Origin of the sequence: Sphingomonas panni (assembly GCF_022664435.1) — a bacterium.
GTDB classification, from domain to species: domain Bacteria; phylum Pseudomonadota; class Alphaproteobacteria; order Sphingomonadales; family Sphingomonadaceae; genus Sphingomonas; species Sphingomonas panni.
In genome coordinates, this window is the sequence record NZ_JAKREU010000001.1 from 399,292 (window position 1) to 425,708 (window position 26,417).

Annotated in this window: 19 protein-coding genes, 1 tRNA gene and 1 pseudogene; 4 read left to right on the forward strand and 17 right to left on the reverse strand. The window is 66.1% G+C overall.

Annotated elements, in window-relative coordinates:
• Nucleotides 1-120: 120 nt before the first annotated feature.
• Nucleotides 121-1,041 (forward strand): TraB/GumN family protein, encoded by a 921-nt coding sequence (locus tag MF609_RS02040; RefSeq protein WP_242414658.1) that lies wholly within the window; start codon nt 121-123, stop codon nt 1,039-1,041.
• A 268-nt stretch (nt 1,042-1,309) separates the two neighbouring features.
• Here the strand turns inward: MF609_RS02040 and MF609_RS02045 are convergent, their stop codons facing one another.
• From MF609_RS02045 to MF609_RS02070, 6 genes are all read right to left on the reverse strand, one after another.
• Nucleotides 1,310-1,693, reverse strand: a complete 384-nt coding sequence (locus MF609_RS02045; RefSeq protein WP_242414659.1) for a hypothetical protein — start codon at nt 1,691-1,693, stop codon at nt 1,310-1,312.
• An 84-nt stretch (nt 1,694-1,777) separates the two neighbouring features.
• Nucleotides 1,778-2,830, reverse strand: a complete 1,053-nt coding sequence (locus MF609_RS02050) for an aldose epimerase family protein (protein ID WP_242414660.1) — start codon at nt 2,828-2,830, stop codon at nt 1,778-1,780.
• A 123-nt stretch (nt 2,831-2,953) separates the two neighbouring features.
• Complete coding sequence (locus MF609_RS02055) at nt 2,954-5,824, reverse strand: glycoside hydrolase family 31 protein (RefSeq protein WP_242414661.1); 2,871 nt, start codon at nt 5,822-5,824, stop codon at nt 2,954-2,956.
• Nucleotides 5,824-7,413: a DUF5597 domain-containing protein gene (locus tag MF609_RS02060; RefSeq protein ID WP_242414662.1), complete on the reverse strand. Its 1,590-nt coding sequence runs from the start codon at nt 7,411-7,413 to the stop codon at nt 5,824-5,826. The genes MF609_RS02055 and MF609_RS02060 overlap by 1 nt, the downstream gene beginning before the upstream one ends.
• Before the next feature lie 449 nt (nt 7,414-7,862).
• Complete coding sequence (locus MF609_RS02065) at nt 7,863-12,479, reverse strand: NAD-glutamate dehydrogenase (protein WP_242414663.1); 4,617 nt, start codon at nt 12,477-12,479, stop codon at nt 7,863-7,865.
• 103 nt (nt 12,480-12,582) lie between these two features.
• Nucleotides 12,583-13,713 carry a PAS domain-containing protein gene (locus MF609_RS02070; protein ID WP_242414664.1) on the reverse strand — a complete coding sequence of 377 codons (1,131 nt, stop codon included), beginning with the start codon at nt 13,711-13,713 and terminating at the stop codon, nt 12,583-12,585.
• A 160-nt stretch (nt 13,714-13,873) separates the two neighbouring features.
• Between MF609_RS02070 and MF609_RS02075 the strand changes: the two genes are divergently transcribed.
• A tRNA-Thr gene (locus MF609_RS02075) sits at nt 13,874-13,949 on the forward strand.
• Here the strand turns inward: MF609_RS02075 and MF609_RS02080 are convergent.
• The 3 genes and pseudogenes from MF609_RS02080 to MF609_RS02085 form a co-directional block, all read right to left on the reverse strand.
• The gene (locus MF609_RS02080; RefSeq protein ID WP_242414665.1) at nt 13,920-14,666 is read right to left on the reverse strand and encodes a recombinase zinc ribbon domain-containing protein; all 747 of its coding nucleotides are present in this window, start codon (nt 14,664-14,666) and stop codon (nt 13,920-13,922) included. The genes MF609_RS02075 and MF609_RS02080 overlap by 30 nt on opposite strands.
• Nucleotides 14,667-14,690: 24 nt before the next feature.
• A pseudogene (locus MF609_RS20030) lies at nt 14,691-14,903 on the reverse strand (recombinase family protein); the annotation flags it as partial.
• 111 nt (nt 14,904-15,014) lie between these two features.
• Nucleotides 15,015-15,839: a hypothetical protein gene (locus MF609_RS02085; RefSeq protein WP_242414666.1), complete on the reverse strand. Its 825-nt coding sequence runs from the start codon at nt 15,837-15,839 to the stop codon at nt 15,015-15,017.
• A 37-nt stretch (nt 15,840-15,876) separates the two neighbouring features.
• On the opposite strand from MF609_RS02085, the gene MF609_RS02090 reads away from it, so the two are divergent.
• Both MF609_RS02090 and MF609_RS02095 read left to right on the forward strand, forming a co-directional pair.
• Nucleotides 15,877-16,020, forward strand: a complete 144-nt coding sequence (locus tag MF609_RS02090; protein WP_242414667.1) for a hypothetical protein — start codon at nt 15,877-15,879, stop codon at nt 16,018-16,020.
• Nucleotides 16,017-17,450 (forward strand): hypothetical protein, encoded by a 1,434-nt coding sequence (locus MF609_RS02095; protein WP_242414668.1) that lies wholly within the window; start codon nt 16,017-16,019, stop codon nt 17,448-17,450. The genes MF609_RS02090 and MF609_RS02095 overlap by 4 nt, the downstream gene beginning before the upstream one ends.
• A 197-nt stretch (nt 17,451-17,647) precedes the next feature.
• Here MF609_RS02095 and MF609_RS02100 read toward each other — a convergent pair whose 3' ends face one another.
• From MF609_RS02100 to MF609_RS02135, 8 genes are read right to left on the reverse strand one after another with little or no spacing between them, the layout of a single operon-like run.
• Nucleotides 17,648-19,450, reverse strand: coding sequence for an SLC13 family permease (locus MF609_RS02100; RefSeq protein WP_242414669.1), 1,803 nt, complete (start codon nt 19,448-19,450; stop codon nt 17,648-17,650).
• Complete coding sequence (locus tag MF609_RS02105; protein ID WP_242414670.1) at nt 19,447-20,490, reverse strand: potassium channel family protein; 1,044 nt, start codon at nt 20,488-20,490, stop codon at nt 19,447-19,449. The genes MF609_RS02100 and MF609_RS02105 overlap by 4 nt, the downstream gene beginning before the upstream one ends.
• A 10-nt stretch (nt 20,491-20,500) precedes the next feature.
• Nucleotides 20,501-20,914: a Na+/H+ antiporter subunit G gene (locus MF609_RS02110; RefSeq protein WP_242414671.1), complete on the reverse strand. Its 414-nt coding sequence runs from the start codon at nt 20,912-20,914 to the stop codon at nt 20,501-20,503.
• Nucleotides 20,911-21,180 (reverse strand): K+/H+ antiporter subunit F, encoded by a 270-nt coding sequence (locus tag MF609_RS02115; protein WP_242414672.1) that lies wholly within the window; start codon nt 21,178-21,180, stop codon nt 20,911-20,913. The genes MF609_RS02110 and MF609_RS02115 overlap by 4 nt, the downstream gene beginning before the upstream one ends.
• Nucleotides 21,177-21,665 carry a Na+/H+ antiporter subunit E gene (locus MF609_RS02120; protein ID WP_242414673.1) on the reverse strand — a complete coding sequence of 163 codons (489 nt, stop codon included), beginning with the start codon at nt 21,663-21,665 and terminating at the stop codon, nt 21,177-21,179. The genes MF609_RS02115 and MF609_RS02120 overlap by 4 nt, the downstream gene beginning before the upstream one ends.
• Nucleotides 21,662-23,185, reverse strand: coding sequence for a monovalent cation/H+ antiporter subunit D (locus tag MF609_RS02125; protein WP_242414674.1), 1,524 nt, complete (start codon nt 23,183-23,185; stop codon nt 21,662-21,664). Before MF609_RS02125 ends, MF609_RS02120 begins: the two co-directional genes overlap by 4 nt.
• Entirely contained in the window at nt 23,182-23,535 is a 354-nt protein-coding gene (locus MF609_RS02130; protein WP_193753123.1) for a Na+/H+ antiporter subunit C, read from the reverse strand. Before MF609_RS02130 ends, MF609_RS02125 begins: the two co-directional genes overlap by 4 nt.
• Nucleotides 23,532-26,342 (reverse strand): monovalent cation/H+ antiporter subunit A, encoded by a 2,811-nt coding sequence (locus MF609_RS02135; protein ID WP_242414675.1) that lies wholly within the window; start codon nt 26,340-26,342, stop codon nt 23,532-23,534. The genes MF609_RS02130 and MF609_RS02135 overlap by 4 nt, the downstream gene beginning before the upstream one ends.
• Nucleotides 26,343-26,417: the final 75 nt, after the last annotated feature.

Genomic DNA, 26,417 nt, shown 5'->3' on the forward strand with positions numbered 1-26,417 from the left:
ACGAAGCGCGATGCGCGGACGTTCCGGGGTTATCGATCAACGGCAAATTGGCTGTCGTGCGACCGGGGGCGCTGCTATGACGGGGCGATTGCCGGCCGCGCCGGCATTATGGAGACGATGATGGCCTCGATCCTGCTGCGCTATGCCGCCGCATTCACGTTGATGACCGCAGCCCCCGCCTGGGCACAGACCGCACCGAAGCCGGCGGCGGCCCCGGCCGAACTGCCGGCGGGCGAGGCCGATCCGGCGCTGTGGGTGGTCAAGGACAAGGACACGACCATCTATCTGTTCGGGACGATCCATGTGCTGAAGCCGGGCCTGTCATGGTTCGACGAAGCGGTGAAGACCGCGTTCGACAAGTCGGGCGAGGTCGTGCTGGAAATTCCGATGCCGACGCCGGAACAGGCGCAGGCGGCGGTGATGAAGTCGGCGGTCAACGTGACCGGGCCGAAGCTCAGCGAAAAGCTGCCCGCCGCCGAGCGCCCCGCTTATGCCAAGGCGGTGGCCGATGCCGGGCTGCCGGCCGGCGCGCTGGAACAGCTCGACCCCTGGTTCGCGGCATCGACGCTGACCCTGCTGACGCTGCAGAAGCAGGGATACGACCCGGCGAGCGGCGCGGAACAGGCGATTTCGCAGGCGGCCAAGGCAGCGGGCAAGCCGCTCACCGGGCTGGAGACGCTCGACCAGCAGTTCGGATTCTTCGACTCGCTGTCGGACGCGGCGCAGGTCACCTTCCTGACCGAGACGATCAAGGAACTGCCGACCGCCGGCCAGTCGATCGACAAGATGGTAGACCAGTGGCGGCGTGGCGACCCCGACGCGCTGGCCGCGACGATGAACGAGGAGATGACCGTCTCCCCCGAACTCAAGCGCGTGCTGCTGACCGACCGCAACGCCCGCTGGGCCAAGTGGATCGAGGAACGGATGAAGCGGCCGGGCACGGTGTTCGTCGCGGTCGGCGCCGGCCATCTGGCGGGCAGCGGCAGCGTGCAGGACGCGCTGAAGCGCTACAAGCTGCGCGCGACGCGGGTGAAGTATTGAGGGGTTCCGGCACGCACGTCCTGCCAGCCGCTAGCGTCACCCCAGCGCAGGCTGGGGTCTCCCCGTGATAGTGCGGGACAGGAGCCGCATGAGACCCCAGCCTGCGCTGGGGCGACGCTTGTGGCCGGCGGGGGCGACGCTGGTGGCAAGTCGGGGTGGCGTAGGTGCCGCCCTTCCCCAAAAAGAAACGGCCGGCGGATCGCTCCGCCGGCCGTCAGTCACGTCGAACGATGACGGCGCGGAAGGGCGCCGCCACCGGTAATCGGGATCACGCGTTGCAGGTCTGCGCACCCTTGCCCGGCTGGGTCAGGGTGATCGACTTGGGGCTGCCGGTCAGGCTGTAGCCGCCTTCGCCGGTCAGGGGCTTGCCCTTCTCCTCGGCCTTCAGGCGGACGGGCATTTCACCCTGCTTCGCGCGGAAATTCGCCTGGGTGTCGCCTTCGAAGAAGTCGACATAGACGAGGCTGTTGTCCTTGCAGCGGAACGTCACGCTCGCCTTGACGGGCGGGGGCAGTTCCACGGGGGCGCGGTTGGCGAGCTGCGATGCCAGCGGATCGGGCGCGCGGGTGTCGAGCTGTTCCGGCTCCTGCTGACCGCAGGCCGAAAGGGCGAAGGCCGCGGCAGCCGCGGCGAGGAGAAGGGGGTGCTTCATGAGGGGTCGTTCGCAAACGCAACCGATTTCGTCAAGGCGCGTTGTGCGCCGCGCAACTATGTTGCGGCAGTGCAGCCGACAGCGTTATCGTATCGAAAAGGCGAAGCGCATGACGCTTTCCCATTGCTGTCCGGGGTTTAGCCGCGCGCTGGGAAAGTCGCCGCGGTTGGGCGTATCGGGCCAGGCCTGCGGCTCGAGGCAGACGGCATCGCCCTGCCGGTACAGCCGCCCGCCCTTGCCCGGCTGCGCACCGTTCAGGAAATTGCCGGCATAGAGTTGCAGGCCGGGGGCAGTCACCGACAATTTCATCACCCGCCCCGATGCGGGATCGGACAGCAACGCCGCCGGACGGAGCACGCCGGGATCGCCGCGCAGGATGAAATTATGGTCATAGCCGCGTCCGATCGCGATCTGGTCGTCGCGTCCGTCGCGGACCCGCTCGCCGATGGCACGGGGCGTACGGAAGTCGAACGGCGTCCCCGCCACCGCGCGCCGTTCGCCGGTCGGGATCGACGTCGCGTCGACCGCCAGGAACGCGTCCGCTTCAATGGTCAGCAGGTGGCGCAGCGCCTCCCCCTGCCCGCCCAGGTCGAAAAAGGCGTGGTTGGTCAGGTTGACGATCGTCGGTGCGTCGGTCGTCGCGACATAGGCGATGGTGAGTGCCTCCGGCGTCAGCGTGTAGGTCGCGCTGGCGTGGAGCGTGCCGGGATAGCCGGCATCGCCGTCCGGACTGGTAAGCGTCAGCCGGACCCATGCCGCGTCCGCGTCCCGACCGACCTCCGCCACGTCCCACAGCCGCTGGTCGAAACCGTCCGATCCGCCGTGCAGATGGTTGGGCGCGTTGTTGGTTTCGAGGGTGTAGGTCCGCCCGTCGAGGCTGAACCGCCCGTTCGCGATGCGGTTGGCATAGCGGCCCACCGTCACCCCGAACCATGACGGTCGGTCGCGATAGGATTGCACGTCGTCGAAGCCCAGCAGGATATCGGCCACCGTGCCGTCCCGGTCGGGTACGCACAGCGACTGGAGCGTCGCGCCCAGCGGCAGGATGCGGGCGGAGAGGGTGCCGGCGGTGAGGTCGATCGCTTCGGCGGGGGCACCGTCCAGAGTGCCGAAGGCGATCCGTTGTGCTTCGATCATGACCCGTATCCCAACCGTCCTCGTCATTCCCGCGCAGGCGGGAATCCATATACGCTGGCGTCTCGACGGAGTCGCATCGTCGGCGGCAATGGATTCCCGCCTGCGCGGGAATGACGAAAGGACTTACTTCATCTGCGGCCGCCCCGACAACGCCACGGCCACCGCCCGCCCGTCATAGACGAACGCTGTCGCCTTGTTATCGGCGAAGTCCGGCGCGACCGCCTGCCCCGGCGTATGAAAGCGCACCGACATCGCCCGCTTGGCGACCATGCCGGGGAAGCTGCCCTGCCGCGCGCCGATGGTCAGCGTCTTGGTCGCCTCGTTCCACGTTACCGGGATCTGCGCCGACTGGCCCTTGCGATAGCCTTCGCTCAGGCCGTCATCCTCGAACAACGTGTAGCTGCCATCCTTGCCGGTGAAGACGTGCAGCACATAGGGGCCGTCGGGTTGTTCGGCGGTCGACTGCACCGCCGCACCGGTCGGCACGATCGACCCCGCGCGGACATAGAGCGGCATGACGGCGAGCGGCGCGGCGGCAGTGATCGTCCGCCCGCCCTTACAATACGCACCGGTCGCGAAGTCGTACCAGTCGGCCCCGGCGGGCAGGTACACCTGCCGGCTGCGCGCACCGAACTGCGTCACCGGCGCCACCAGGAACGCCGATCCGAACATATATTGGTCGTCGATGCCCCAGGTCTTGCGATCGGCGGCGAAGTCCATGACCATCCCGCGCATCATCGTGCCGTCGCGATGCCAGTTCTCGGCCGCCAGCGACAGGATATAGGGCAACAGCCGGTAGCGTAGCCGGTCGTAATCGCCGAGCGCCTGATACAGCGCCGGATCGCTGGCCCCCAGTTCGTAGATTTCGCGATACGGCGTCTCGCCATGGCTGCGGAACAGCGGGCTGAACGCACCGAACTGGAACCAGCGGAGATTCAGTTCCTTCCATTCGGCCAGATGCGCCGGGTCCTTCTTGGAATAGCGATCCTCAACCGCGAAGCCGCCGATATCGTGGGTCCAGTTGGGGATGCCCGACATCGACAGGTTGACGCCCGCCGAAATCTGGTCGCGCAGATCGTCCCAGCGCGACGCAACGTCACCCGACCAGAGCGCGGCACTGGCACGCTGGATACCGCCATAGCCCGAGCGGGTCAGGATGAACGGTCGCACATCGGGCTTGGCCGCGCGCAGGCCATCGGCCACGCCCTCGGCATGGACCAGCGGATAGCTGTTGAAGAATTCTTCCGCCGGTCCCTGGGCGGTCGGGCCCATCCGGTCCTTGCGCTCCTCGATCGACAGGTTCGAATGAATGTCCGGCTCGGTCGCGTCCATCCACCACGCGTCGAATCCCTTGTCGACCAGCGCCTCCTTCATCTGCCGGAAATAGATCGCGCGCGCTTCGGGGGCGTAGGGGTCGTAATCGGTGTTCAGATAGCCCTTGCCGACCCAGTCGCGTTCCTTGGCGATCAGGTTGCCCTGATAGAGATAGCCCTTGGCCGCCAGTTCCTGCGCGTTCTTCGTGCCAGGATAGAATTTCGGCCACACCGAAATCATGATCCGCGCGTTGCTGGCGTGGATTTCGTCGACCATCTGCTGCGGCTTGGGGAAGCGCTTGGGATCGAAGCAGTGGCAGCCCCACTGGTCTTCGGGCCAGTAGAACCAGTCCTGCACGATATTGTCGATCGGCAGCTGCCGCTTGCGATATTCGCGCACCACGCCCAGCAATTCGTCCTGGGTGTTGTAGCGCTGGCGGCTCTGCCAGAAGCCGTACGCCCAGCGCGGCATCAGCGCCGCCTTGCCGGTCAGCGCGCGATAGCCGGCGATCACGCCGTCCATATTCTGCCCGCCGACATAATAATAATCGAGCGCATGGGCGACGTCCGACGACCACCACAAAGAATGGCGGTCGGCCTCGGGCAGTGGATCGTTCTGGAACAGCGCGATATAGCCGGCATTCGGCTCCCATTCGATCCGCACCTCGGCCGGTTTGCCGGTGGTCATCGGCAGGTCGAAATTGTGGAACCACGGGTTCCAGTTCTGCCGCCAGCGGTTCAGCACTTCCTTGCCGTCGACGAACACCTTTACGTAGCTCGACGAATAGAGGCGGAATTTCTGGACGCCTGTGATCGAGGGTGTGACGGTGCCGGTCCACACGACCTTCTGCGTCTGCACCGCATTGCCGGCGGTGTTCTGGCCCGTCGTCGCCGCCACCGTCTGCGCCTTGGCCGCCGCCGGCCAGTTCGCCTGATCCTTGATGAACTGATAGTTGATCGTGCGCTCGGTCCGGGTGACGGCCAGCTTGTCGCCCAGATAATATTGCGCCTGCCAGCCTGGCTTGCCGCCCGACATGACCTTCATGCCGTCGCCGACCAGCCGGTACGCCTGCGGATTGCCGAAGCGGGTGATGCCGTTATTGTCCCACAGCACGCCGTAATTCTTCGTCGACACGACGAACGGAATGCCGATGTCCATATTGTGCTGGGCGAGTTCGACGTCCTCGCCATTATAGTTCATCTGCCGGTTCTGGTGCTGGCCCAGACCATAGAAGCCTTCGTCGGTGCCGCGATTGAACTGCTGGCGCACGGCCACGAACTTCTCGCCGCCGGCGGTGACCGGCACGAAGCCGGCACGCGGCGCTTCTTCCAGCGTCAGCTTGCCCGCCGCATCGCGGAAACGCACCTGCCCGTCGTCGAGATCGATCTCGGCCGAACCGCCTGCCGCCTTCACCACCACCATGCCCTTGGCCTGGCTGACGGTGAAGTCACCCGCCGGTTTCGCGGTCACCATCAGGCTGTCGGGCGTGTCGAGCGCCGCATCCGGCACCGCCGTCACCCGGAACCGGTCGGGACCGTAAACCAGCACCCGCACCCGCTTGGCAGGCCCCGCATCGGGGGTGACGACCACCCCGCCCGGCACCTTCGCCACATCGGCGGCAAGCGCCGGGAACGAGGCCGAAAGGGCGAGCGACAACAGCGTCCAGCGAAGCGTCTTCATCAGCGATACGTTCCCATGGTCACGCGCAGCAGCATCGGCTGGGCGGTGAAGTTCAATCCATAATCGGTCTGGTCGCCGTTCATCACCCGGCGCGCACGGAAGCTGCCGTCATCGGCGAGCGTCCCTTCCTCGACCTTGATGAGCATCGCGGTATCGCCCTTCGCCTTGTCGGCGACGTCGAACGACACGCGCACATCGGTGCCGGTCACCAGGAACTGGTCTGGCCCCAGTTGCAGCACGGCGGCCCCGCCGACCGGCTGTGCGGCGGCGGCGGGCGGTTCGGCCTTCAGCCACGGCGAATCCATCGACCCGAACTGCCATTCGCCATATTTGGCCGATACCCGCCAGCGGCCCATGACCCTGGCCTGTTCCTCCTCCGGCGCACCCTTGGCCGTGCCCCAGCCGGGATGCCGGAATGCCAGCGTCGCCCAGCCGCGTGCCATCGGCTTGAGGAACCGGTATTTGCTGGCGAACGCCTTGATCGTGGCATCGTCCAGCGTCACCGCGCCAAGCGGATGGTTGTAATAGCCGGTCGCATCCATGCCGAACGGTGCCCAGCCGATCCCGCCATGCCCGATGGTCGGCCACAGGAAGCGCGCGAAATCGGCAGCGTTGCCGGTTTCGGGCACCATCAGCGCGTTGTCGGGTCGGCTATAATGGTCGAGGAACTTCAGATAGTCCTTGGCACTGCGGGTATAGAGGTCGGGCGCGACCGCATCGATATTGGGCGCCGCCGCCTTCCACACGTCGATCACCTGCCAGTCGGGACCGCCGCTCGCACCACCCGACTTGCCCGGCGGCGCGAAGGGACCACCGACCGCCGCGTTGACGTACATCGGCAGCTTCCACACCGCCTTCCCCGCCGCCGCGATCCGGTCGATATAGCGCGCGGTATACCAGGCGTTGAACGCCGGTTCGGCATTGTCGCCATAGACCGCGGTCCAGCTGCCGCGCTTGCCGGTCGCCTTCGCCAGTTCCGGCGGCACGTCGCCGGCGAACAGGCGGTTGGCCTCGGGCGAATAGTCGCGCGCCTGCTGGTACACGCCGGTCTCGTTCTCGGGCTGGACCATGATGACGACATGGTCGGGGTCATGGTCCTTCAGGTAGCGCATCAGCGCGACGAAGGCCTTCCTGTCCGCCTCGAACGTCGCCTGCCCGTGTGGCGACAGCGCGTAATGCGTCTTGCCTTCCTTGGTCCGCATCCGGGGAAAGCGGGCGTTGTTCGTCTTGACCCAGGCGGGGACATAGCCGGGCGAGGTGTTCTTCCATGTGCCGAACCACAGCAGCACCAGCTTCACGCCATGCTGGCGCGCCTGCGGCAACAGCGCGTCGAGATAGCTGAAGTCGAACTGCCCCTCGACCGGTTCGATCTGTTCCCACGCGACCGGGATTTCCAGCGTGTTGGCATGCAGCCGCTCGACCATCGGCCAGACCTGCGGCAGCATCTCCGGGTAATTGCTCGAATTATTGGCCTGCACGCCGAGCATCAGGAACGGCGCACCATCGACCATCAGCGCGTGACGACCATCCTTGCGAACCAGCACGGGCGCGTCGCCCGGCTTCGCATGCGCGACCGAGCCCGCAACCATGGCCAATGCGGCCCCCGCCATCGCCCATCTGCGCCAACCCGCCATCGTGCCTCTCCCGATTCGCCGTGTCGCTGTTCCTGAAAGCCGACAGCGTTGTCACGGCACCTTTACGCACGATATCTATGTCATACAATTGGTTCTTGACGCTATCATGGCGCGACGTGACACGGGGTAGCCGGCTGGACCGGTCGCAGGACAGACCGCGCCGTTTGCGCCTGACCAGTCGTCGCCGACCGATCGCCTCGGCGTCCCCCGACGGATACCAGGAAGCGCCGTTCGGCACCGGGGCGCCTGCGAGACCGCAATGCGTACCAGAGGCCGGCGACTGTTATGCGCGGCAAATGGTCGAGCGGAGACACCGGCTTGGCGGGCAATGATGCCAGGAATTGCCGCGACGGTCGGCTGCCCGCCAATCCCCGCGCAGGCGGGGATTGCGGGTTTCGACCGGCCTAGCCGCGCGCCAGCAACACCCGCGCCTGTCCCGCGATCTGCGCCAGCATCGCGGCACCCGCCACCGGGGCCTGCCGGGCGCGATGGACCAGTGCGGCGAACTGCGCCACGCGGTCGCGGTTCGCCTCCAGCCACTTCTCCACCGCTGCCTGCGGGTCCTTGCCGGCATTGCGGTTCAGGAAGTCGAAGCGCAGTTGCTGGAAGTCGCGCGCCAAGCCGGCGATCAGCAGCCGTTCCCACGGATCGCCGGTCTGGATGCGCGCCGCCACCGCCTGTGCCCAGTCCAGCCCCAGCGCGAAGCCGAGATGGGTGAAGGCGAGCGTCAGCTTCGTCTCGTCCAGCTTCAGGCGACGGCCGAGATCGGCGAGGCCGACCGCGCCGTCCAGCTCGAACAGGCGCACGACCTGCCCGGCCAGGTCCTGCGGCGCGCCGGCATCCTGCAGCACGCCGGCGATCCGGTCCCGCTGCTGCGCCGCCTCGGCGCGGAGCAGCGAGCTGGTCTGCCCGGCAAGGCTCGCCACCCCCTTTTGCAGCTGCGCGACGGCGTTGGCCGGCGTGGTCCCGGCCGGGAAGGCACGCAGCAGGTCGGCAATCTGCGAGCGCACTCCCACCGCCACCTCGTCGAGCAACGCGATCCGCGCACGTTCCGAAATATCGGCGCCCTCGATCCGGTCGTACAGGGCGTCGATATCGAACAGTCGCTCGGCCGCAACGAACATCGCCGCGATATCGGCCAGCGCCTCGCCCTCTTCCTCCGCGAGTTCGAAGACGTGCAGCACGCCCAGCCGGTTGACGATGCGGTTGGCGAGCTTCGTCGCGACGATCTCGCCGCGCAGCCGGTGATCGAGGATCGCCTGTTTGTGGCTCTCCTGCATTTCCTTCGGGAAGGCGGCGAGCAGGTCGCCCGCCATGTCCGGGTCGGTCGCGATGGGCGCGTGTTCGATCGCTTCCTGCAACGCCAGCTTCACGCTCGCCAGCAGCACCGCCAGTTCGGGGCGGGTAAGGCCGCGCCCGTCCTGCGCGCGACGGACATAGTCGTCGTTGGCGCTCAACCCCTCGACCACGCGGTCGAGCTTGCCGGCCGCCTCCAGCATCTCGATCACGCGGACATAGCTCGGCACCGCGACCGGCCCGTCATTCTCCATCACCGACAGCGCCAGCGTCTGGAGGCGGTTATCCTCCAGCACCAGATGCGCGACATCGTCGGTCATCCGCGCCAGCAGCGCGTTGCGGTCGTCCTGCGCCAGCCGTCCTTCGATCACCTCGCGGTTCAGCGCGATCTTGATGTTCACTTCGTTATCCGAACAATCGACGCCGGCCGAATTGTCGATGAAGTCGGTGTTGATCCGCCCCCCGGCAGCGCTGAACGCGATACGCGCGGCCTGCGTCACGCCCAGATTGGCACCCTCGCCGATCGCCTTTGCGCGCAGGGTCTGCGCGTCGACGCGGATACGGTCGTTGGCGGGATCGCCGACGTCGAGATGGCTTTCGCTGCGATCCTTCACATAGGTGCCGATGCCGCCGAACCAGGTCAGGTCGACGGGCGCGCGCAGGATCGCGGAGATCAGCGCGGTCGGCTCCATCTCCGTCTCCACCACGCCCAGCATCGCGCGGACCGGTTCGGATAGCGGGATGGTCTTGGCGGTGCGCGGGAACACGCCGCCGCCTTCCGAAATCAGGGTCGGGTCGTAATCGGCCCAGCTGGAGCGCGGCAGCTGGAACAGCCGGTCGCGCTCAGCCCAGCTCGCCGCCGCATCGGGTGCCGGGTCGAGGAAGATGTGGCGATGGTCGAACGCCGCCTTCAGCCGGATCGCCTTCGACAACAACATCCCGTTGCCGAACACGTCACCCGACATGTCGCCGCACCCGACCACATCGATCGCCTGCGTCTGCACATCGACGCCCATTTCGAGGAAATGGCGCTGCACCGAAATCCACGCGCCCTTGGCGGTGATGCCCATCGCCTTGTGGTCGTAGCCGACGCTGCCGCCGGATGCGAAGGCGTCGCCCAGCCAGAATTTGCGCTCCAGCGCCAGCGCGTTGGCGACGTCGCTGAACGTCGCCGTACCCTTGTCGGCAGCGACCACGAAATAGGGGTCCTCGCCGTCATGGATGGTCACACCCTGCGGATGGACGACCTTGCCATCGACGATATTGTCGGTGATCGACAGCAGCGAACGGATGAAGATGCGGTAGCTCTCCGTCCCCTCCGCGATCCAGGCGTCGCGGTTCGACGGCGCGGGCAGCTGCTTGGGATAGAAGCCGCCCTTGGCCCCCGTCGGCACGATCACCGCGTTCTTCACGCGCTGCGCCTTCATCAGCCCGAGGATTTCGGTACGGAAATCGTCGCGCCGGTCGGACCAGCGCAGGCCGCCGCGTGCGACCGGCCCGGCGCGCAGATGGATGCCTTCGACGCGCGGCGAATAGACGAACACCTCACGCCACGGCAGCGGCTTGGGCAGGCCCGGCACCTTGGCGCTATCCAGCTTGAACGCCAGCGCCTCGTTGGCGGCCGGTGCAAAGGCATTGGTGCGCAGCGTCGCCGCCACGACCCCGCGATAGCTGCGCAGGATGCGGTCGTCGTCGATCGCCGACACGGCGTCCAGCCCGGCCTCGATCGCCGCATCGGCGGCGGCCACGCCCGCCTCCCGGTCGCCGCGCGACGGATCATGCGCGGCGTTGAACCGCTCAATCAGTGCGGTGGCGACGCCCGGCGCCCGGCGCAGCGCGTCGACCACGGTGGCAAGGCTGTAGCTCAGCCCCGTCTGGCGCAGATAGCGGAACCACGCGCGCAGCAGCACGACGGCCGTCGGCGCGATCCCCGCCTCGACGGTCAGGCGATTGAACGCATCGTTTTCGGCCCGGTTTTCCAGCACCGCCTCGATCGCGCGCTCGACCGTGGCAATGTCGAACTTGGGCGCGGTGCCCGACGCCAGTTCGACCTCGAAATCATGGATGAAGCTCTTTTCGTCATCCTCCAGCCGGGTCGGCAGTTCCTCGATCACGCGGAAGCCGAAATTCTCGAACACCGGGACCGCATCGGACAGCGGCAGCGCACCGCCACGGCGATACACCTTGATCCGCATCCGCTCGCCCGGTGCCGACAGGATGCGCACCGACCGCGACGTCGCATCGGTCAACGCCGCGACGCGCACGATATCGCGCGCGGCTTCCTCCGGCAGGTTCGAATTGCGGTAATTGTTCGGGAACGCGTTGGCGAAGCGCAGTGCCATCCGGGTCGCCCCCTCCGGCACCATTTCCGACAGCGCGCCCTCCACCGCCGGACGCCAGCCGCGCACCATGCGTTCGATCCGCCGGTCGAGATCGGCGGCATCGGGCATCCGCCCGTCCTGCCGCAGGTCGAGGACGTAACGGATCAGCGCCGCCTCGCCGTCCTCCATCGCGATCGACCAGTTCAGGATCGACGCATTGGCGGCCTGCGCCAGCATGTCGCCGATCGACAGGCGGCGCTGCGTCGTCACGTCGTCGCGCCCCAGCCACACGAACGCGAACAGGTGCCGCCCGAGCGCCGAGCGGATCAGCACCAGCCGCGAGCGCGGACGGTCGGCGACCGACATCGCGGTCAGCGCCAGCTGCTCCAGCGATTCGGGGTTGAACGCGGTCGTCAGGTCATGAGGCAGCGTCGAAATGGCGTGGTTCAGCGCCTTGCCCGCGTGGCCCGACGGGTCGAAACCGAACTTCGCACGCAGCTCGGCCAGGTTGCGGCGCAGGACCGGCACATCGGCCGGATCGGCAGTCAGCGCGGCGCTGGTCCACAGCCCGCCATGGATCGACACGCCGGTCACCGCATCGCCCTCGCGCACCGGCACCAGCACCAGGTCGATCGGCGCGCGGCGATGGACGGTCGAGATGCAATTGGATTTCAGCAGCAGCGGCTGGACATTGCCGGCATCGAACCATTCGATCGCGCGCTGGCGCGACGCATCGGCCAGCAGCGGCACCTCCAGCCGGGCGCGCGACAGGCCCAGCTGCTCGCCGACCACGCCGTCGCGCGACCATTTCTCATGCGCCAGCTGGGTGAAATTGCCCGCCACGAACCAGTTGAGCAGCGCGGCATCCTCGGCGGTGTCGGCATTCGCGGTCAGCCGCGCGGCATCGGCCTGCATCGCCGCCTGCATCGCACGCCAGTCGGCGACGGCGGCGCGGACATGGTCCAGGTTGCGTTCGATCTCGGCGACCAGCGCGTGACGGACGCGCGCCTCGGCCCGCTCCATCTCGATATAGATCATCGATTCGCGGCGACCTTCGCCGGCAAGCCCGGTCAGCGTTCCCGCCGCGTCGCGCGTGACCGCGATCACCGGATGCAGGATGCGATCGATCGCGATGTCGTGGGCGACGATCGTGCCGGCGATCGAATCGACCAGGAACGGCATGTCGTCATTGATGACCGCCAACCGCATCCGCCGCGCGTCGCCGCGGTTCAGCGTCTCCAGCGCGACGCTGACCGTACCGGGCGAGCGATGCGCGGCGGTCGCCGCCACGAACTGCGCCGCGTCGGCACGGGCCGCAGCGTCCAGACCTTCGATTTCGCCGGGAAGGGCGCTGTCGACCAGCAGCGTTTCCAGGGGGCGGGCGAGCTTGCTTTGCGGTGTCATGGAGCGGGCTATGCGCCGCCTCGCGTGCCGGCTCAACCCTTGTGGCAGTTGCGAACAAAATGTCGCAGTGCGGTAATTATATTACGAGCCTTTCCGATAGCGGTTACCGCTGCAACTGGTGTCGGGCCGCATCGATCTGCGCCGGTTCGGCATCGATCCGCCCCAGGATTTCGACCGACCCGGCATCGACCGCCCGCGCCAGCAGCAGGACATAGGCATCGTTGCCCGGTGCCACCGGCACGATAACCGCCGGTGCCGGTGCAGCCGGTCGCCCGGCCGTCCGCTCGATCCAGTCAGCCAGCTCGCCCTCACCTACCCCGGCGCGATGCGCGCGGGCCAACATGCGGGCATGGTCGTCATGACCTGCGCCAAAGACCAGCCGTACCAGCGCCTCGACGGGTGCCCGCGGATCGACGGTCAGTCCGGCACCGACCAGCATCGCGGCATAGCCCGCGGGCTCGCGTTCGGTCGCCAGCAGGAAATCATAGGCATTGCCGAGCGCCGCCCGCATCGTCGGCGATGCGGCGTCGGTTCCGCGCGCTGCCTCGACCTGCCGGCGGACCTCGACCAGCCGCTCGGTCAGCGACGGTGCCGCCGCCGGTTCGGCCAGCGCGGCGCTGGGGCCATCGGCCCATGCTGCCGCCGGCATCGCCCGGCGCGGCGCGGCGCGGCGCGATTCGGCCAGTTCGGCGGACAGCTGCGACTGGGTGGCGGTGTCGACCACTTCCTTCCAGTTGATGACGCCGTAGAGATAATCGATCGCATCCCCGTCCGACGAAAACGGCATCAGGATGCCGCGATAGAGCATCGGAAAGCCGCGATGGCCGACAAATTCCGCCTCGAACCCGATCGGCGCGCGATTCGCGATGATCTGCATATAATGGTCGGTCAGGCGCGACAGCAGCGAGCGCGGCGGCACCTGGCTCATGCGGACGATCGACGAATCGGTTCCGCTTTCCTCGCGCAGGGCATGGCCCAGGAACCGGATCACGCCGTCGTCATGCCCGTCGGTGAAGTCCAGCAGCACGCTGTTCGGCCCGAAATCGGCGATTCCCGCCGGGTCCAGCGCATCGATCAGCGGGCATGGCCGCCCGGCGAGCAGCGACACCCAGTGATTATAGGCACGGACATGCATCCGCCGCTCGTCGGTGCCCACGACCATGACGTCACCGCCGACCCCTTCGCGATCGTCGTCCCCGCCCGGCTGCTCGTTCGGTCCGCGCACGATGTCCATAATCCGTCCCCATGGGCGATCTGCCCGATGGGGTCGGGTTGTGGACCCATCAGGGTAAACGTCCGGTAAAATCCGCTGGCAATGCCCGGACACGCAATTCCGCTTGCCACCCGCTCCCCCCACTGGTAAGCGCCCGCCTCCGGACGGCATTCCGTCCCGTGCCGCTTTAGCTCAGTTGGTAGAGCATCGCATTCGTAATGCGGGGGTCACAGGTTCGAGTCCTGTAAGCGGCACCACTCCCGGTCAAAGATGGGCACCGCGCCCTCTTTGACGGGAAGTCCAACCGAGACGCCATTTTCCAGGCTCGACACAGGGCCCAAGATCACAACCTCGTGGTCCGACACGCTGACGTTCGTGACGAACATCTTGAGGTAGGACGAACGAAGCGAACTGTCGTCGCTTCGCATTTTCTTACGAAGCATGTCGCCGAAGCGGTCGATCGTTTGCTCGTCGATCCTGCGCTTGCCCTTCGCCAGTTGCGCTTCCAGCACATCGATCCGGCTTGATACAGCCGCCAGTGCCGCCCGGTTTGTCGCCATGCGCTCGACAAATGCGGGATCTCTCGCGCTCATTGTCCCTTCTTCGATCAGGATCAGCAGATTGCTGATCGCGGTGTTCAACCGCGTCCGCTCAGAGCGGCTTCGGGTTAGATCCGCCTCACGTTCCGCCTGCCGATTTTGAGAGACATCGAGAACGCCCGCAAGCAATGTGCGCAACCGATCTCGCGCCAGCAACCTTGCCTCGATCGCATCCAGAACCAGGCTATCCAGCTTCTCGCGCCAGATGCTTGGACAGGCACAGGTGCCGCCACGGTTCACTCGGTCATTGCAGACGTAGTAGGTATAGCGACCACCTTTTCCGGTGCGGATAGTCATGCCGCTTGAACAGCCGGGCATACCGCAGCGGGCGACTCCGGTGAGTAGCGTGGTGCCGGCGGCGACATGCGGTGCCATTCGCCTAGGATTGCGCGTTGCCCGCATGGCGGCCACGCGATCGAACTGATCCCGAGCGATGATCGGGGGACAGGTGACCGCGATAGCATCTTCCACGTCCGGGGTGATCCCATCGTCGTCGGCAGTACGATCGTGATAGACGCCGGTATAGACCTCGCGAGCCAGAATGCCGGCAACATTGCTGTTGGCGAACCTCGCACCTCGGAGGGTGGCGGCGGATGATCGCGGTCTTGTCAGTCGTCATTATCGTCTTCTCCATTTTCATCCCCGGATCGGGGACCATCCTTCTCCCTTCGTGCCTTGCCCCCGGCAGGCGGGCGGGACCGCTGGGGTTCCCGCCCGTCATGCTCAACCGTCCCGGTAGCGCGGCACCCAGACGTCGTAGAAACCCTCCCATTCCTGCTGGAATCGCGCCTGCGCGGTTCTGGCGACGAGATCAGGATGCACTTCGCCCCAGCCAGAAGAGCGATGGACGCGCGACAGACACACGACATGGGCGTGAGGCCGGCGAGCGGACAGTTCGTCACCTGGCATATGCACGACAATCATGCTGGTCAGTCGGCGGTGCAGCGCCAGCTTTTCCAGTGTGTACATTCCGACCAGCGAAAGGATGTCGGCAGGTTGCCAGCTATGTGGGAACCGCATGGTCAGCACGACCGCCAGCAATTTCTGATGCGCTTTCGCTCTGGCGTCATAGCCCCACAGGTCCGCTCCATAGGCCTGCGGGCGGCGGACGATATAATAGCCGTCCTGCCCCGCTGGGGCCACCCAGCGCGCTCGGTAGCTTCGCGTAACCGCAGGGCGGCTTGAACGCGCACCTTGCCAATAGCCTGTTGTCGTAGCGGATGAAGCAAAGCCGAAGCGCGCATCGCTGGCGCTAGCCACCATCCATGGCGGATCGATTGGCGTCAGCATCGCGCCGGCCAGCAACCCTGATCCCCACGACGAAATGCCCGCAGCCCCGGTCATTCGGAAGTCGCGGCCATACCGGTCGACTACGGTCATGTTGCCGATCTTGTTGGCGACGGTCGCGGCCCCACCAAAGGGGACCGACATGGTCAGCGAAGCGAAGCGCGCCAACGCCGTCTGTGCGGCCGCGAACGAGCTGGCAGGCGCCTGCGCCTGCAGGGCTTTCTCAACATTGAGCAGGCCAGCGCCGAATTTTTCGTCCACACCTGCCGCACCAAGGTCAGTAGCAGTGTCGAGCAGTATGCGGCTGATTTCCTTGCCGCCGATCGCCGCAAAGCGGACCGGCCATGACGCCTATCGTCACGCCGAGGGACTGTGCAGGCGACTGGCGGAAAGCGCCGGGGCGCTGCAGGCGCGGATCGACGACATGGTCAGCAAACTGTGACGCAGGTCCGGGTCAGCCGCAAGGAGCGGCGCAAGCAGCAGGCGACCTTCGGCAAGCAGCGCTACGAAGGCAGCTATCATCAATTTCTCGATACCGCAGGGCGCAAGACCGACATCGATACGCTGCTCGCCGGTGTGATCGCCAGTGGTGGCGACCTCACCACGCTGGTCAGCGACATGCATCGCCGGATCTATGCCGAAGGCATCGCGGAGGCAGGTTACGGCCGACGGCTCTTTGCGCCCACGCTTAGCGACATCCGGTCGCTGCCCGCAGCGATCCTCGACGCCAAGGAAGAACTGCCCCCACTCGATCTGATCCCGACCGATCGCGGAGCGCTCAACGCATTCCTGCGCGGGCTGATGATGCGCAATGGTGCAACCAACACAACCGACGTCATCGTCAGCGGCTGGGCAGGGAAGGTTGCGCCGGAAAAGGCGTTCAACCTTCATGTTCAGGCCTTGGCGACTCTGCGTGATCACGACCAGCAACTCTATACGGCTCTGGTCGGCGGGCGGTTCGCGCTGGTGATCCGTCGCCTGCAGAACTTGGCAAGCAACGATCCTGCCTCCATGCCGAAGCTGCGCAATCTGCTCGTGGTACAGGCGTTAATCTGGTGCGCGCATGACGTGCAAATGGTCGGCGCGAGGCTGACGAAGGCCCCGTCGTTCGGTCATCTAGTGCCTGGGTCGAGCCAGTCGATCGCGCCAGAACGGGCGCTCAACCGGATGCGGGCACGTCGAACCGCGCTCGAGACCTCGCTCGACCTGTACTTCGGCTCGGGCGACTGGCGACTTGGCGAAATCGCATGTGTGCCGAGCGGCGTGAACCTGCCGCTGGCGAGGCATGCCGATCCGCTAATCCGGATGATCGCTAAACGGATTCGCAAGCATCCCGATATGCTGGAACATGGCGGCGAACGCCTCGATCTGCCCCGCCTGATGCAGTACATCGCGGGGCGCCTTCGCGAAGACGATGCGCTGATTGCGCGAACCGCGATGCCGCAGACCCGTGGCGTTGGGGCCAGGGTGTTCGCAACCGAGTGGTATGGACTGCCCGTGCTCGCGGCTATGGCCGTTGCCATCCGCCGCCTCATTCAGGCAGAGCAGCAACTGCCGGCAATGGTCGACGCCCTGATTGCGGGCAAAGTGCTCGCGACGCCGTTGGCGCCGTATGAACACTGCCAGCAATATCACGGATACGCCAGCCGATTGGAAGGATTACTCGCATTCTATCGTGAGGCGATTTTCGATTACGCGGGGGGCAAGCCGGACGCGTCAAGCCGGCCATGGAAAGCCACCAAGGCATCGCTCGATTTCCTTACCGAACGAAGAAGTCGCGAATTGAATGATCATCATGGCAATGCCGCTGCACCTAACCAATCGTTATATTTGCTCGACGTCATCCCTGAGCACCGCTTCGCCATCGGCTAAGGTAGAATGCCTCAAGTCGATTGATAACAATGCCATTGTGCGCAGATGTGTGCCATCTCTTCATTTTCCCCGAGCCGTTACCACATCCTTTACGTGGTTCAGCCATGGCAGTTCGCTCTGATAAACGATGATCGTGCGGCAAACGCCCTATTCTTATCAATCTAGCAGCTTGCAAAGCCAGTTCGGACCCACCGAAGCTATACAAGCCAACTGATAGCCAGGCAGGTGGACAGGCCAACAAAGACGTTCATCGGCAATCCGATCCTGACAAAATCGGAAAAGCGGTAATCGGCTGCCGCATAGACCATCGTATTGGTCTGATACCCGACGGGCGTCGCGAAACTGGCCGAAGCCGCAAACATCACGGCGATGATGAGCGCGCGGGGATCTTGCCCGGTCGCCTGTGCCAGCCCTATTGCGACCGGCGTCATAATGACGGCAACCGCGTTGTTCGTGACGGTTTCGGTCAGGGCGGAGGTCAAAAAATACAGGACGAGGATTACTCCTAGCGGCGACAGGGTCGCCAGCCATGGAGAGATTGCACCGACAATCAGGTCGACGGTCCCGATTGCCTCCAGCGCGCTGCCGATGCCGAGCATAGCGAAGATAAGTACCAACACGCTGCCGTCGATCGATCGCCATGCTTCTTCGGCATCGACGCACCGGGTCACGAGGACGATACCGACGCCGATCATGCCCAGCAGCGCGGTAGGCAGGATGCCGAGCGCAGCCAGCGCGATCACGCCGATTAGCGCTCCGATCGCGATCGGAGCGCGCTGCCGACGGAAGCGGCGGATATGGCTGGTATCCTCCGCGATCAAATTGGTGTTGGCGCGCAGTTCGGCCATGGCGGTAGCATCCGCCGCGACCAGCAGGCTGTCGGCAGCCCGCAGCCTTACGCTGGCGAGGTCGGGTCCCGGCAAATGCCGCGCCCGACCGATTCCTAGAACGCGTGCCGGCAGGTTCGACAGAAAGGGAATATCGCGCAACTCGCGGCCCAGTGCCGGATGCGTCGGGCTGATCGTCAGGCCGATGAGTTGCACATCGTCCGAACGCGCCCCATCGGACAGGCGGATCGGACGCCCCACATTCTGAAGACCGACCATATAGGTTTCGCTTCGCGCCAGATCGTCGAGTTCGTCGGCCGTGGCGCTGACGATCAACCGGTCGCTGGGCAGCAGCACCATGTCGGGATCCGGGTTGCGATCAACTCGCGATCCGCGCCGGACGGCGATCAGACGTACTGCATCACGCCGCAGGAACGACAGGTCGGCGATGCGCGGGCTTTGGGATGACGCCTCCGGCAGCAGGGCGATCTCAGTGAGATAGGGGAGCTGGTGCCGGTCGGCGATGGCATTGTCGGGTCGGGCGGGCAGCAATCGGGGACCGAGAATCAGCATCGTCGCCACCCCCGCCGCCATGGTCACCAGCCCAACCGTGGTGATCTCGAAAATGCCGAACCCCGGCTGTCCGTTCGCCTGTGCCACGCCGTCGACCAGCAGGTTGGTCGAGGTGCCGACCAAGGTCAGTGTGCCCCCCAGGATCGAGAGATACGAGAGCGGGATCAGCAGCCGGGTGGCCGGAATACCGACGGTTCGGCCTAGCCGCCGGACCAGCGGGATCAGCACCATGACGACCGGCGTATTGTTGATGAAGGCCGGCGCGATGGCCGCACCGGTCAACATTTCGGCCACGGTTCGCCGGGGCGCGCGGCCTGCTCGCCGAACGATCAGGCTGGCCAGAGCCTCGATCGTGCCGGTCCGCACCAATGCGCCCGACAGGATGAAGAACGCCGCGATGGTGATCGGTGCCGAATTGGCGAACGCGGCGGTGACAAGGGGCGGCGTCAGCCAACCCAGCGCGATCATGATCGCGGCCCCCGCCACCGCAATCGTGACAGGCGGAAAGCGTTCGAGCGCAAAGGCGACGAACAGGGCGACGACGAATACCAGCCCCAACACGGCGCGATGGGCGTCGATGGCCACCAACCAGTCGGTCATGCCGGGCCATCCGAGTCCTGGCCCGCTGCAGGCACGACCTCAAGGATCACGTCGCCCGCTACGAGACGGTTCGCCCCCGGTTCCCAGAAACCGATCATCGTTCCGCCCCGATAGATTCGATGGCCAAGCCCTGACGTGATCGCCCGCAGGGGGATTCCGATCTCCTCCGCCGTGACGCACCGCTCACGCAGTGCGACGCGGCCATCGGTCGCCGCCAGATCAGCCATGTAATCAGCGAGGTGGACGCCGTGCGTCGATCCGGCGAGGAGCAATCCAGCAAAGCTAGCAGGGTTGATGACGGTATCGGCGCCGGCCTGCCGGGCGATGGCTTCGTTATCGAGCGATCGGATCACCACGCTGATCGGCAATGTCGGTGCGATTCGGCGCGCCGTCAGGACGATCAGGATCGACGTGTCGTCGCGCCCCGCCGCTACGATCAGCGCGCGGGCCGTACCGACCCGAACCGCCTGCAACGCGGCGTCGCGCGTGGCATTGCCTTCCATGACAGCGACGTCGAGCGCTTCAGCCTGGCGCAAGGCGGCGGGGCTTTCGTCGATGACGACGACCGTGTCCGGGTGCGCGCCCCGACGGATCAATTCGCTGGCCGCTTCCGATCCGCTGTTGCCGAAGCCGGCGATCACGACATGGTCGCGCAACTGTCGCTGGATCACCGACATGCGCCACCGTCCCCATACGCGCTTGAGCAGAAAGTCATAGGCGGTTCCCAGGAAGATGAGCCACACGAACAACCGGATCGGCGTGACGACAAAGGTGTCGAACATCCGCGACTGCTGGGTGACCGGCACGATATCGCCATAGCCGACGGTCGTGACCGTGATCATGGTGAAATAGAGAATATCCGCAAAGGTGACCGGCTCACCGGACGATTGACGCAGTCCTTCACGGTCGAACCAGTGGACCGCCAGTGCGACGCCGATCAGCGCCAGAGCCAGCAGCGCCCGCCACGACAGCGCCAACCAGACCGGCGTCCGGCTGCGGCGGTACAGGTGGTAATCCGGTGTCCGATGGCCGATGTCCACGGTGCTAGCGTCAGCTGTTCGCGGTCGATGCGGGGGTTTCCCGCTTCGGCGCCTCGAACGTCGCCCAGTCGCCCTCTTCGCCCGGCCGCGGTGGCGGACCGGCGATACCGACCGGTTCGTTGGCGGCGCCAGTTCGATTCCGATGCAAATGGACCTTGGCAATCATGTTGGCCGAGATCGGTGCGGTGATGAACAGGAACAGCGAGATCAGCAATTCATGCGCAGTCCAGATGCCGAGCCGTGTCTGGAAATAGACCACCGAGGCGATCAGCAGCGCGCCAAGCCCCAGGGTGGTGGCCTTGGTTGGGCCGTGCAACCGCTCCATCGTCGTGGGCAGGCGGACCAGCCCCCAGCTGCCGATCAGCGCGAACCCCGCCCCCAGCAGCAACAGGGCGACGATGACGATGTCGGCGATGACGCTCATTCCACGATGTCCCCGCGCAGGATGAACTTGCAATAGGCGATGGTGCTGATGAACCCGACCATGGCGAGCAGCAACGCAGCCTCGAAATAAGTATCGTTGCCGCCGATCATGCCGATCAGCACGATCAGGGCGATGGCGTTGATGACCATCGTGTCGAGCGCCATGATCCGGTCGCCGAGCGCGGGCCCGCGCAGCAGCCGCCAGAGGTTCAGCAACAGCGCCAGTGCGATGCAGCCCGCGGCGATGTGGAGCGCGATGGCGATCATACGAAAATCCGTTGCAAGCGCGCCTGGTAGCGCGTCTTGATCCGGGCGACCTCCGCGGCATCGTCGGCGACATCGAGGGCGTGGACCAGCAGGTAACGGCCATCCGCCGACACGTCGGATGACACGGTGCCCGGCGTCAGGCTGATCGTGCCTGCCAGCATCGTGATCGCCTCCGGCGTGGTCAGTTCGATGGGCACGATCAACCAGCGGGCACGCAGATCGCGATTGCGCCGGAACAGGATCAGCCGCGCGACCTGGAAATTGGCGACGACGATGTCGAACACCACGATCGCCAGATAGGCCAGAAAGGCGCGACCGAAGCGCATCCGGGGGCGGTCTGGCCAGAACGGCTGCGTGAACTTCGGCAGGATCAGCGCGAAGAAGCCGCCCAGCAAGATGCCGCCCATGGTGATGGTGTTCGCCATCAGCAGCCAGACGATCAGCAGCATCGCGGACAGCGCGGGATGGGGCAGCAGCCGCTTCATCGCGTCGCCCCCAATATTGCCGTGACATAGCGTTCGGGCGCCATGATCTGCGCCGCCGTCGCACGTGTTTGCGCTGTCACCCAACCGGCCGTGACGGTCAGCACCGCCAGCAGGGCGAGAAGAACAACCGGGGCAACGAACTCGGCGCGCGACCGGCTGGCGCCTGCAATGGCGGCGGAGGCCGGCGGGGCGTCCTTCCAGAACAGGGGCGAGCCGCCGCGCGAAAAGCCGATGACGCCGACCAAAGTCGTCACGAGGATCGTCGTCCAGACCACTTGCCAACCCGGCAGGGCAAAGCTGGCATCGAGGATCAGCAGCTTGCCCACGAAGCCCGCCAGCGGCGGCAGCCCGACCGCTGCGATCGCCGCGACCAGGTATAGCAGCCCCGCACCATCCTGCCCGGCGAAGCGCGGGCTGGGAACGATCGCATCGGCATATTGGCCCCGCCGCCGCATCGTCACGTCGGCGACGAGAAACAGCGCGGCCCCGGCCAGCGTCGCCTGTACCAGATAATAGAGCGCGGCGGCCAACGTCGCTTCCCGCCAGAACGACACTGCCATCAGCAGCGTACCGGTCGACGCGAGCACCGCGAACGCCGCCTGTTCGCGCATGCCGCGCGCCACCAGCACCCCGACAAAGCCAAGGATCGCCCCCAGGATCGCCGCCGGCAGCAGATAGGGCGCGGACACCCACGCCGCCGCGCCGGCCTTGGCCCCGAAGATCAGCGGCACGGTGCGGATCATCGTGTAGACGCCGACCTTGGTCATGATCGCGAACAGCGCCGCGACCACCGGCATCGTCGCGGCATAGGTGCGTGGCAGCCAGAGATGGATCGGCACCACCGCCGCCTTCAAGGCGAACACCGTCAGCAACAACAGCCCGGCAACGCGCAGCAGTCCCTGATCCTGCGCCCCCAGCGCAGCGACCTTCACCGCCAGATCCGCCATGTTGAGCGTGCCCGTCAGGCCGTAGAGCAGCCCCAGCGCGATCAGGAACAGCGCCGATCCGACGATGTTGACCACGACATAGGCGACGCCAACCTTCAACCGCAACGCGCCTTGCCCGTGCAGCATCAGTCCATAGGACGCGATCAGCAGCACTTCGAAGAAGACGAACAGGTTGAACAGGTCGCCGGTCAGGAATGCGCCGTTCAGTCCCATCAGCTGGAAATGGAACAGCGGATGAAAATGCCAGCCCCGCTGGTCCGCGCCAGTGACGACGGCATGGGCCAGCACGACGATCCCCAGTACCGCCGCCAGCACCAGCATCATCGCGGCCAGCCGGTCGAGCATCAGGACGATGCCGAACGGCGCAGGCCACGCGCCCAGCGCATAGCTGCGGATCGCGTCGTCCTGTGCCATCGCGAACAGCGCGATGCTCGCGACCAGCATCACCATACCCCCGCCCAGCGACACGGCCAGCGCGAAGGCGCGATGACGTCGCATCAGCAGCAGGGCGATCGGCGCGGTCACCGCCGGCAGGACGATCGGCGCGACGAGGAGATGGTCGGCAAGCGTCATGCCTCACCCTCCGTTTCGGGTTCGGCCAGGCCGTCGACCTGATCCGATCCGCTTTCGAGGAAGCTGCGCAGCGACAGGATGACCGTCAGCGCGGTCATGCCGAACGTGATGACGATCGCGGTCAGGACCAGCGCCTGCGGCAGCGGATCGGCATGGTCGGCCACCCCCTTGGCATAGAGCGGCGGGCGATCGACGATCAGCCGCCCGATCGCGAACAGGAACAGGTTGACCGCATAGGACAGCAACGTCAGCCCCAGCACGACCTGAAACGTCCGCCCGCGCAGGGCGAGGTAGATGCCGCCGGCGACCAGCACGCCGATGGCGGACGCGACCAGAAACTCCAGACTCATGATGCGTCCTCGCCATCATGCCTGGCCGCCCGCTGCGCGACATGGGCGAGTTGTTCGAGCGCCATCATCACCGCGCCGACGACGACGCAGGCGACGCCCAGATCGAAGAGCATCGCCGTCGCCAGTTCGAACTCGCCGATCAAGGGCAGATGGAAATGGCCGAAGCTGCTCGTCAGGAACGGCGCGCCGAACACCAGCGAGCCGAGCCCCGTCGCCACCGCGATCAGCACGCCGAACCCGATCAGTTGATGCTCACCGATCCGTCGCCGGACATCGGTCCAGTCGAAGCCGGACGCCAGATACTGCAGCAGGATCGCGATGGAGAAGATCAGCGCCGCGATGAAGCCGCCGCCCGGCTGGTTATGCCCGCGCAGGAACACGTACAATCCGACCAGCAGCGCCAGCGGTAACAGCAACCGGGTCGCCATGACGAACATCATCGGGTGACGCTCGGGCGAGAAACGATCCTCCGACCGCCATTCGCGCAGCCGTCGACCGGCCACACCGTGCGCCGCGGGTTCGAGCAGGGCGAAGATGGCAAGGCCAGCAATGCCCAGGACCGTGATCTCCCCCAGCGTGTCGAACGCGCGAAAGTCGACCAGCGTGACGTTGACGACATTGGTGCCGCCCCCGCCCGAATAGCTGTTGTCCCAGTGGAAGCGAGAAATTCCCTCACGCACCGGCCGCGTCATGATGGTCCAGGCAAGCCAGCCAGTGCCCAGCCCGCCCGCCACCGCGATCACGCCGTCGCGCAGCCGTCGCGACATCCTGGAAAGGCGAGGCGGATTGCCCGGCAACAGGTGCAGCGCCAGCAGCATCAACAGGATCGTCACCACCTCGACCGAAATCTGGGTGAGCGCGAGATCGGGGGCGGAGAGGTGAATGAACGCCAGCGCCATGACGAGGCCGATGACGCTGATGAAGATCAGCGCGAGATACCGCCGCCGGTCGACCGCCACCACGGCGACCGTCGCGACGACGAGCGCGGCCCAGGCGACGATGGCGGCCAGCGACGCAGGGGTGGTCGGCCGATCCCCGGCCGCGATACCGGATCGGAACGCGGCGTCGCTGCCGAGCGCGAGCGCGACGACGAACAAGATCACCAGATAGCGTTGCAGCGACGCGACATGGATCACGCGCGACGCGCGACGCAGCCCCTCGACGATCGCTGTCAGGCCTTGGTCGAACAGATGCTTGGCGTCGGGTGACGGGATGCGGCCAACGGTTTTGGCCACCGCCGGATGCCACCAAAGGATCAGGATCGCGACCGCGACCGCGCCCACGCTCATCAGCAGCGCCGGATTGACGCCATGCCATAATGCGAGATGCAGTTCGGGCGCTGCGCCGCCCGTCACCGCGGCGCTGGCAGCGGCCACCAGCGGCCCCGCCAGGGTCATCGGCAACAGTCCGAGCGCCAGCGCGGCCGCGCCCAGTATCGCGGGCGGCCCCAGCAGCATGGCCCCCGGATCGTGCGGCGCGGCGACATCGCCGGTCCGCCGCGCGCCGAAATGCAGCGCCACCGCATAGCGCAGCGAATAGGCCGCCGACAGCATCGCCGCGATGGTCGCCAGCACGGGCACCAGCAAGGCCTGTCCCGCCCACACGGTGTGCGCACTCTGCTCCAGCATCATCTCCTTGGAAATGAACCCGCCGAGCGGCGGCAGGCCCGCCATCGCGGCGGCGGCCAGCACGCCAAGCGTCGCGGTCAGCGGCATGACCGCTGCCAGGCCGCCCAGCCGCCGCATGTCGCGCGTGCCCGTCTCATGGTCCACGATACCCGCATGCATGAACAGCGCCGCCTTGAAGGCTGCGTGGTTGAGGATGTGAAAGACCGCCGCCGTCACCGCCGCGCCCGTCCCGAAGCCGAGCAGCATCACCATCAGCCCCAATTGGCTGATCGTCGAATAGGCGAGGATGGCCTTCAGATCGTGGCGAAACAGTGCGACGCCCGCGCCGAACACCATGGTGACCAGGCCGGTCGACGCGACGATGCCGAACCACAGATCGGTTCCCGCCAGCACCGGCCACAGCCGCGCGAGCAGGAACACCCCCGCCTTCACCATCGTCGCGGAATGGAGATAGGCGCTGACCGGGGTTGGCGCGGCCATCGCGTGCGGCAGCCAGAAGTGGAACGGAAACTGCGCCGATTTGGTGAAGGCCCCCGCCAGGATCAGGACCAGGATCGCGGGATAGAGCGGCGAGGCCTGCACCAGATCGGCGCGTGCCAGGATCGTCGCCAGATCATAGCTGCCCGCCGCCTTGCCCAGCAGCACCATGCCCGCGATCAAGGCGAGACCGCCCCCGCCGGTGATGGTCAGCGCCATCCGTGCGCCCTGTCGCGCGTCGGCACGGTCGCGCCAGAAACCGATCAAGAGGAAGGACGCCAGGCTGGTCAGCTCCCAGAACACCAGCATCAGCAGCACATTGCCGGACAGGGCGATCCCGACCATCGCACCCTGGAACAACATCAGGAACGACAGGAACCGTGCGGTCGGCTCTTCCTTGGCCAGATACCCCTGCGCATAGACGACGACGAGCAACCCGATGCCGAGGATCAACCCTGCGAACAGCAGCGCCAGCGGATCGAGCCATAGGCTGAAATTTAGACCGAGCGAGGGTAGCCATGCCACGCTTACCGCCGGCGCCCAACCGGAAAGCACCGCGTTGGCCTGCGACAGCAAAACGCCCAATCCGCCCGCACTGGCGCTCGCAGCGATCAGCATATGGACCTGCCGCGATGCTCGCCGGGTCACCATCAACAGGATGACCGCGAGGAACGGCATGGAAATGAGGGTCAGCAAAGCCACCTGCAATTCCCCGCTATGTGACGATGTGCAAGGCGGCAGGCAGGAAGGTTCGTTCGGGCAAGCCGATACTCCGGG